Origin of the sequence: Longimicrobium sp. (assembly GCA_036387335.1) — a bacterium.
In the GTDB taxonomy this organism is placed as follows: domain Bacteria; phylum Gemmatimonadota; class Gemmatimonadetes; order Longimicrobiales; family Longimicrobiaceae; genus Longimicrobium.
Genome location: DASVTZ010000020.1, coordinates 1 through 7,318, shown reverse-complemented (window position 1 = coordinate 7,318; position 7,318 = coordinate 1). Strand labels below are relative to the sequence as shown.

Genomic DNA, 7,318 nt, shown 5'->3' with positions numbered 1-7,318 from the left:
GAGTGAAGGATGCGGGTTTGAACACGGCCCTGCGCGTCCCGCTCGCCTTCGACGAGCTGGAGGTAGCGGGTGTCAGGGCCGCGCTTGCGCGGTGAGACGACTTCGCGGAGGTACATGTGCAACAGGATAGATGATATCCTGATGCGGAGTCAAGGTGAATTATAAATCCATGTACAACAAGTTTTCGGCAAATCCAACGATTTCGGGTATAAAAGTCCAGCATTGGCGCCAATTCCGTCTCTCGCGTGTACCTTTTACTGTCGAACCCCTGCACAGAGACGCAGAGGTAAACGGAGAGGGCACGGAGGAACACCGTGCCCTCTCCTTCTTGCTGTTCCCCTCTGTGGCTCTGTGTGAAACGGCAGTTACAGCCCTCTCTGCGCCTCCGCGTCTCCGCGTGAGACCTCTGTCTGTACGCTACGTGGCGGAGTTCGCACGATGCTTCAGTCCACTCTTGCCGCTTTGGAGTGGCGCGATTAGCATTGCCTATGAATACCCCAACGAGTGGTCAAAGTGGACGATCGGACGGGCGGGAGCCAGATACGCCCGTTCCGCCGGTTCCGCCCGTGCGCTACGAGCGGAGCCACCGGCCGGATGACGTTCCGGATGAAGTCATCCGCGAGTGGGTGACGCAGTTGGCCGATCGCATCGGCTTCCGCGAGGTTGCCGCCTTGCTTCCGGACGCCACCCGTATTCCGGACGGCAGCGAGATAACGCTCTCGCCTGAGACGATCCGGAAGTTCGCGGCCGGAATCGGACGGGCAGAACGCACCACCATCGTGGCGCTCCGGCGCTTGTTTTTGAAGAGACACCCCTGGGGGTACGTGGCCGAGAAGGGGACGCCGTACGGCACGCCGAAGCCGCTCCCGCTCCTGAGCGAGATGCTCTCCCAGGGCCACGCCGAGGCCCGAGCGGAGATCGAGAAGCTCGTGGAGCTCGCGAAGCGCCACCCCGACGAGGTCCCCGCCTCCGCGGATCGCCTGCGGAGCTGGCTTCAGAAGATGCTGGATGCCGAGTACACCGGCGAGGACCTGTCGAAGCGCCCGCTGGACGCCGACGGCAACCCCATCCCGAACGATCCGCCGGAAGGCTGAAGGCGATCGGCTTGCACACGTAAAGCCCCTCCTCCGCACTCGCGCGGGAGGGGCTTCACGCGTCCGGCGCCGTCCGCCCGCGCGCCAGGCGGTACATCAGCGGCCCCAGCGCCGCGGCACCCAGCGCGCTGAAAATGGCGGGGGCGCCCATCTCGGGGTCCTGCAGCCCGACGACCGTCACACCCGTCAGCACCAGCGCGGGGACGAGGGCGAGCACCGCCACGCCGCCGGTGCCCAGCGGAATGCGGAACGGCCCGCGCAGCTCCGGCTCGCGCACGCGCAGCGCGATCAGCGCCGCGAACTCCATGAAGAGCGCAAAGGCGTACAGCAGGATGTCCGCGACGATCAGGTGGCCGAACGGCAGGAGCGAGAAGAGCGAGTAGAAGACGGCGGAGACGAGGACCGCGTTGCGCGGCGTGCCGCGTGCATCCAGCCGCGCGAGCCGCTCCGGGAGGTAACCGTCCGCGGCCATCACCAGCGGGATGCGCGAGTAGGTCATCAGCAGCGAGTTGAAGAGGGCGACGGCGCTCACCATCCCAGCGACCGCCAGCCACACGCCGATCGCTCCCCCGCCCCACGCCGCCGAGTCCACCGCGATCCGGGGCCAGGCGCCCTCCTCCCACTTCGTCCAGTCGCTGGCGGAGAGGGTGGCGAGGAGGGGGACGAGGTAGCCCGCGAGCACCAGCGGCAGCGCGATCGCCAACGCGCGCGGGTAAGCGCGGGCGGCATCCTCCACCTCGCCCTGCACCGTCGACGCGTTGTCCCACCCGCTGAAGTTCCACAGGGCGATGGAGAGGGCCACCCCCAGCGAGCCGATCCCGCCGCCCTGCGCGCCGGTGAACGGCCGCCACGGCGCGTGCGACGCGTTGGGGATCGACGCGACGGCGAGTGCCAGGAAGCCCGCCATCACGAATATCCCGCACGCTACCGACATCCATCCCACGCGCACGGCACCACGCAGGTTGACGGCGGTCGCGATCCAGATCACCGCCAGCGCCACCAGCCACTGCGACCGCGTGGGGAGACCGGGGAAAAAGAAGGCGAGGTACTGGTTGAAGAGCACGGGGTAGATCGCCATGTCCAGCAGCGAGTAGACCCACGTCATCCACCCGTTCTGAAAGGCGGCGAAGCGGCCGAACGCGCGCTGCACCCAGCGGTAGTAGCCGCCCTCCACCGGGAGCATGCTGGACAGCTCGGCCACGATCATCGTCTCCGGGATCGCCCACACCAGCGGCACCAGCAGCAGGATGAGGAGCGACGCGCCCGGCCCCACCTCCGCGACCAGCCCCTCCAGGCTGAACGCGCCGCCGGAGGTGTTGAAGTACATCACGAACACCAGCGCCATAGTGGAGAGCCCGCGGCGCAGGCCGGGGAGTGGCGTGGCGGGGACGGGGGCGGCGATGGTGGTCACGGCGGAAGCTTTCGGGCGGGAGGTTGCGGGCGCGGGAATGTGGCGTTCGCCGCGGGCTTTCACAACCGCCATCGTTGCGCGGGCGGGGGCGGACGCGTACCCTGCGCCAACCCCAGCCTTCCGCATTCCCTCGATGAACAAAGCCGAATACCTCTCCGTCCTCGTCTCCATCATCATCGGGATGGGGCTCTCGCACCTCCTCTCCAGCGTCGCGCGGCTGATCGTGGCACGCGAGCGCGTGAGGGTCTACTGGGTGTCGCTGCTGGCCGCGGCGGTGGCCTTCCTGGCGCACGTCCAGTTCTGGTGGTCCACCTACGACTACGACGAGGCGATTCTAGGCAACTTCTTCTCGTTCCTCGTCTTCCTGCTCGCCCCCATCCTCCTGTACCTGCTAGCGGTGCTGGTCTTCCCCGACTTCGACGACGACTTGGCGACCGTGTCGATGTACGACCACTACTACTCGGTGCGCCCCTGGTTCTTTGCGGTTGGCGCGGCGGCGGTAACGGCCAACTTCGTGCGCAACGTCGCCGTGCAGGGCGCCCCGCTGCTCACCCAGGACCGCCCCTTCGAAGCCAGCTTCCTCCTGTTGATGCTGAGCGGCGCGCTCGTTCGCCATCCGCGCTTCCACGCCGTCATCAACATCGTGATGCTGATGGCGTTCTGCGCGATGGTCGTCTTCACCTCCCTCGAGCCCGGCTGAACATGAACGAGGTCCGCGCCATCGCCGACCAGCTCGCCCGCGCGCACGACGGCGACGCGTGGTACGGCGACCCTACCATGACGGTGCTGCGCGGCGTGACGGCCGAGCAGGCGTCGCATCGCCCGATCCCGCGTGCGCACACCATCTGGGAGATCGTGCTGCACATGACGAGCTGGCAGCGCGAGGTCCTCCGCCGCCTGCGCACCCGCGTCGCGCACGAGCCCGAAGACGGCGACTGGCCCGCTCCGCCTCACCCTACCGACGACGCGTGGCGCGAGGCGGTGGCGCGCCTCGAAGCAGCCCATCGCGAGCTGCTCGACGAGGTGGAGCGCTTCCCCGTCGCCGCCCTTGGCGAGATCCTCGGCGAAGCGCGCGACGCCCCTCTCGGCAGCGGAGTGACTTACTACGTCCTCCTCCACGGCATCGTCCAGCACAACCTCGCCCACACTGCCCAGATCTCACTGCTGAAAAAAGCCTTCGCCGACGAGTGAACCTGCGCCGCACCGCCACCCGCCTTACGCACACAGATCCCGTACGTGCGTGATTCATCCCGCCCACCTCTGCCCTCCCCTGACCGCCGCCCCACGCACACCGATCCCGTATGGGCGTGGTTCATCATCACGCCCACCTCCGCCCTACCCTGACCGCCGCCCCACGCACACAGATCCCGTGGGCGTGATTCATCACGCCCACCTCTGCCCTACCGTGTGACCGCCTTACCCACAGAGATCCCGTATGGGCGTGACCCACCTCTGCGCTACCGTGACCACCGACCACGCACACAGGATCCCCTAGGGGCAGACCCACGTGTCTGCCCGTGCCCGGCCATTCGCAGGACCCCTCTCCCGCGGCAGGATCACAACAGCGCCGCAAACCCTTCGCGGTACGTGGGATAGCGAAACGTATAACCGGACGACGCGAGCCGGTCGCTGCCGCAGCGCTTGTTGCTGCGCGGGGCAACGGCGACCTCCGCGCGGCGGGGCGCAGGCTGGCCCAGTGTGGCCGCGAGCCAGTGCAGGACCTCGCAGCTCTCCGCCGGCTCTCGGTCCACGCCGATGTAGATCGATTCCGGCGACGGTAGGTGCATCAGGTGGCGGAGCGCGCCGGCGCAGTCGTCGCGGTGGATGCGGTTGGTGTACGTGGTGACGGCCGTGCACTCGGCCGCGCCGGAGCGCACGCGGTCGATGTAGCTCGTGCGGCCGGGCCCGTAGATCCCGCCCAGCCGCAGCACCACGCCAGGAAACGGGCCCCCGAGGACGATCGACTCCCCCTCCAGCATCGTGCGCCCGCGGAATCCGGCCGGCTCGGCCGGCGAATCCTCGTCCACCCACTCGCCGCCGCACTGGGCGTACACGCCGGTGCTGGAGGTGAAGATGACGCGCCGTGGCCGCTGCCCCTGCGCCTTGAGCGCCGCGAGCAGGTTGCGCGGGCCGTCCACGTACACCGCACGGTAATCGTCCTCCGACCCTCCATCCGCCGCCGCCGTGTAGAAGACGGTGGTGAGCCCCTCCGGCACCCCCGCCAGCGTCGCCGGGTCGCGCAGGTCCGCCGCGAGCGGGCGCACACCCGCGGGGAGGCCGTCGGGCGAGCGGCGCATCCCCCACACCTCGTCCCCGTCCGCGGCGAGGCGCGCCGCCAGCGCCGAGCCCACGTATCCGCACCCCGCGATCAGCACACGCTCCATCACGCCGTCTCCTTGAATCGTTGGCATCCTGCGGCAAGATGCAATGAAACGGCCCCCGCCGGAAACCGGAGGGGGCCGTTCATCGTGGACGATCCTCGCGCCGCGCGGAGCGGCGTTGGAGGTTTCGCCGGAAGTCAGCGCTGCGCAATCAGCGTCTCGCTGGCATCATCCTGCGGAGTGGCGACCTGCGTGCGCGGGGCCTTCACCACCAGCGGGGCGAGCTCGCAGGGATTCCCCTCCCAGCCGCACTCGGTCAGGCCGAGGCGCTCCTCGCTCCCCGAAGCCGAATCGATCCCGGCGACGATCAGGCCGGTAACCATGGTGGACACGAACACGTAGCGGACGACGGTGGCGATCTTGGCGGACATTACAACCTCCATTCAGGTTTCAGGTTTCAGGAGCACACCGTGGTGCTCGCGATATAGGACGGAAGCGGACCCGTAAAGGTTGCAAGACATACATGAACGGCGGATTAGCCGCGAAACGCGCGAGGTGTCCGAACGTGGGAACCGCGGCCAGAGGGCAGGGATCGAGACACGGTTAAGGGTGGGCGGACACGCAGGTCCGCCCCTACGAGGATCGGCGCCGGGCGGCGGGCCGCAGGTCGGGCAGATGCACGCAAAAACCCCCTCCCCCAGGCAGTTGTGGGGGAGGGGGAAGCGTCGCGGAGCGACGCTGGGGGTGGGGCCCTACCGCGCCGGGTACACCGCCCGCGGCTGGCCATCCGTGATCTCCGCGCGGCGGCAGAGGAAAACCTCGTCCTCGGCCTGCTGCACGATCTCGAAGCCGGAGCTGCGCAGCATCGCCTCGGCGCAGGCGCGGTTGGGCGCCCACCAGTTAGTGGGGTCGTGCGCGTAGCGGTGCTCTATGAAGTGCATCTTCGGGTACCCGGGGCGGTCGAAGTGCTCCTCCTCCTGGAACTCGTAGTCCGCCGCCACCGGCTCCACGTCCTTGGAGCCGCGCAGCATGCTCTGAAAGAGCATCAGGTCGCCCACCACGTGCTCGCGCAGCAGGTCCAGCGCGAGGAGCGGGTGGCGCAGGTGGTAGAGGACGCCCATGAAGATGACGAAGTCGAACTTCTCGCCCAGCGACGCCACGTCGTAGACGGACATCTTGTGGAACTCGATGTCCGTCATCCCGTTGACGGCGGTGGCGAAGCGCGCCTGCTCCAGGTACAGGTCCTCGCTGTCGATCCCCACCACGCGCGCCGCGCCGCGCCGCTTCATCTCCATGGAGTAGAAGCCGGCGTTGCACCCCACGTCCAGCACCGACTTCCCCGAGAGGTCCGCGGGAATGGCGTGGGCGAAGTTGCGGAACTTCATCGCGGGGTAGTCGCCCAGGAAGTGGTTCGGCGCGGTGCGCACCCCCATCAGCTCCAGGTTGTGGAACCAGGGGCCGAGCCGCTCCACCTGCTCGCGGACCTCCTGCGGGGTCATGGAAGCTGCGGTCATTTCCGTCGCGTTCAAAGGGACACCTCCGCCACGGGCGGGGGCGCGGGTACGGCGGACACGAAGGCCGCCACGGTCGGGAGCCCGGAGGGTGCCGGGCGCTCCTCCAGCAGGTGGATCGCCTCGCGGTAGCCGTGAAGCGTCCCCACGTCCACGTACGACTCGCCGGCGGGGATGCCCAGCGCTTCCCCGCCCCGCGCCAGCCAGGCGTTGACCAGCGTGCCGATGTACTCGTCGCGCCGGCCGCGCTCCAGCCACAGGTCGTGCAGCTCGCGCAGGATGGCGACGGGGAGCTTGAACGCGCCCCACACCCAGTGGCTCTCCGCGCCCGGCTGCTTCACCTGGATCTCGCGCACGCGCCCCGTCTCGTCCGTCACCACGGCGTCAAAGAACTCGGGGCGCTCCACCGGGAAGAGGAGGAAGGAGAACGCGCCGTCCGGAAGGTCGCGCAGCCCGTCCTCGGGAAACCAGATGGTGTCCGGGAGCCCCACCAGCACCGTCTCGTCCTCGGCGAGGAGGGGAAGGGCGCGGAAGATGGAGTCGCAGAGGCCGGCGGGCTTGGGCTGCACGGCATAGCACACGTGCGCGCTCCCCACGCCGCCGCCGTAGTAGCCCAGGATGTCCGACTTCCCGGGCGAGATGACGAAGCAGATCTTGTCCGCGCCGCCGCGGATCATGCGCTCCACCAGGTACTCGCTCACGGCGCGCGGCCGCTCCACGACGCCGTCGAAGCGGCTCCCCACGGGGAGGAGCTCCTTGGAGAAGGCCAGCGGCTGGATCCTGGTTCCGGCGCCCGCGGCCGGGATGATTCCCCACATCCTCACACCTCCATCGCGAGAGCCTGCTCGTTCGCCGCCTCCACCGCCCTCACCAGCTCCTCCGCGCGCCGGTCGGAGGTGTGCTCCTCCAGCGTCCGCTCACGCGCGGCCCGCGCGATCCTCGCCAGCTCCTCGTGCGGCACCGCGAGCGCCGCCATCGCCT

General features: G+C 68.7%; 8 protein-coding genes. 3 read left to right on the top strand and 5 right to left on the bottom strand.

Annotation, left to right across the window (positions count from 1 at the left end; translation table 11 throughout):
* Positions 1 to 566: 566 nt before the first annotated feature.
* Entirely contained in the window at positions 567 to 1,094 is a 528-nt protein-coding gene (locus VF647_01765) for a hypothetical protein (GenBank protein HEX8450789.1), read from the top strand.
* Positions 1,095 to 1,149: 55 nt separating this feature from the next.
* Here the strand turns inward: VF647_01765 and VF647_01760 are convergent, their stop codons facing one another.
* On the bottom strand, positions 1,150 to 2,505 hold the full coding sequence (locus VF647_01760) for an APC family permease (GenBank protein ID HEX8450788.1): 1,356 nt from the start codon (positions 2,503 to 2,505) through the stop codon (positions 1,150 to 1,152).
* 133 nt (positions 2,506 to 2,638) lie between these two features.
* Between VF647_01760 and VF647_01755 the strand changes: the two genes are divergently transcribed.
* Together VF647_01755 and VF647_01750 are read left to right on the top strand one after the other, a co-directional pair.
* Positions 2,639 to 3,205, top strand: a complete 567-nt coding sequence (locus tag VF647_01755; protein HEX8450787.1) for a hypothetical protein — start codon at positions 2,639 to 2,641, stop codon at positions 3,203 to 3,205.
* Between the two features lie 2 nt (positions 3,206 to 3,207).
* The gene (locus VF647_01750; protein HEX8450786.1) at positions 3,208 to 3,696 is read left to right on the top strand and encodes a DinB family protein; all 489 of its coding nucleotides are present in this window, start codon (positions 3,208 to 3,210) and stop codon (positions 3,694 to 3,696) included.
* A gap of 365 nt (positions 3,697 to 4,061) precedes the next feature.
* On the opposite strand, the gene VF647_01745 is transcribed toward VF647_01750, so the two are convergent.
* The 4 genes from VF647_01745 to VF647_01730 all read right to left on the bottom strand — a co-directional run bounded on the left by VF647_01745 (position 4,062) and on the right by VF647_01730 (position 7,155).
* Positions 4,062 to 4,889, bottom strand: coding sequence for an SDR family oxidoreductase (locus VF647_01745; GenBank protein HEX8450785.1), 828 nt, complete (start codon positions 4,887 to 4,889; stop codon positions 4,062 to 4,064).
* A gap of 134 nt (positions 4,890 to 5,023) precedes the next feature.
* Complete coding sequence (locus VF647_01740; GenBank protein HEX8450784.1) at positions 5,024 to 5,257, bottom strand: hypothetical protein; 234 nt, start codon at positions 5,255 to 5,257, stop codon at positions 5,024 to 5,026.
* 321 nt (positions 5,258 to 5,578) lie between these two features.
* Positions 5,579 to 6,340, bottom strand: a complete 762-nt coding sequence (locus VF647_01735) for a TIGR04290 family methyltransferase (GenBank protein ID HEX8450783.1) — start codon at positions 6,338 to 6,340, stop codon at positions 5,579 to 5,581.
* A gap of 11 nt (positions 6,341 to 6,351) precedes the next feature.
* Positions 6,352 to 7,155, bottom strand: a complete 804-nt coding sequence (locus tag VF647_01730) for a nucleotidyltransferase family protein (protein HEX8450782.1) — start codon at positions 7,153 to 7,155, stop codon at positions 6,352 to 6,354.
* Positions 7,156 to 7,318 lie beyond the last annotated feature (163 nt).

What these genes read in the sequence shown, in the direction of transcription:
- VF647_01755 (HEX8450787.1), top strand. Translation starts at nt 2,639, where the DNA reads ATGAACAAAGCCGAATACCTCTCCGTCCTCGTCTCCATCATCATCGGG.
- VF647_01750 (HEX8450786.1), top strand. Translation starts at nt 3,208, where the DNA reads ATGAACGAGGTCCGCGCCATCGCCGACCAGCTCGCCCGCGCGCACGAC.
- VF647_01745 (HEX8450785.1), bottom strand. Translation starts at nt 4,889, where the DNA reads ATGGAGCGTGTGCTGATCGCGGGGTGCGGATACGTGGGCTCGGCGCTG.
- VF647_01740 (HEX8450784.1), bottom strand. Translation starts at nt 5,257, where the DNA reads ATGTCCGCCAAGATCGCCACCGTCGTCCGCTACGTGTTCGTGTCCACC.
- VF647_01735 (HEX8450783.1), bottom strand. Translation starts at nt 6,340, where the DNA reads ATGACCGCAGCTTCCATGACCCCGCAGGAGGTCCGCGAGCAGGTGGAG.
- VF647_01730 (HEX8450782.1), bottom strand. Translation starts at nt 7,155, where the DNA reads ATGTGGGGAATCATCCCGGCCGCGGGCGCCGGAACCAGGATCCAGCCG.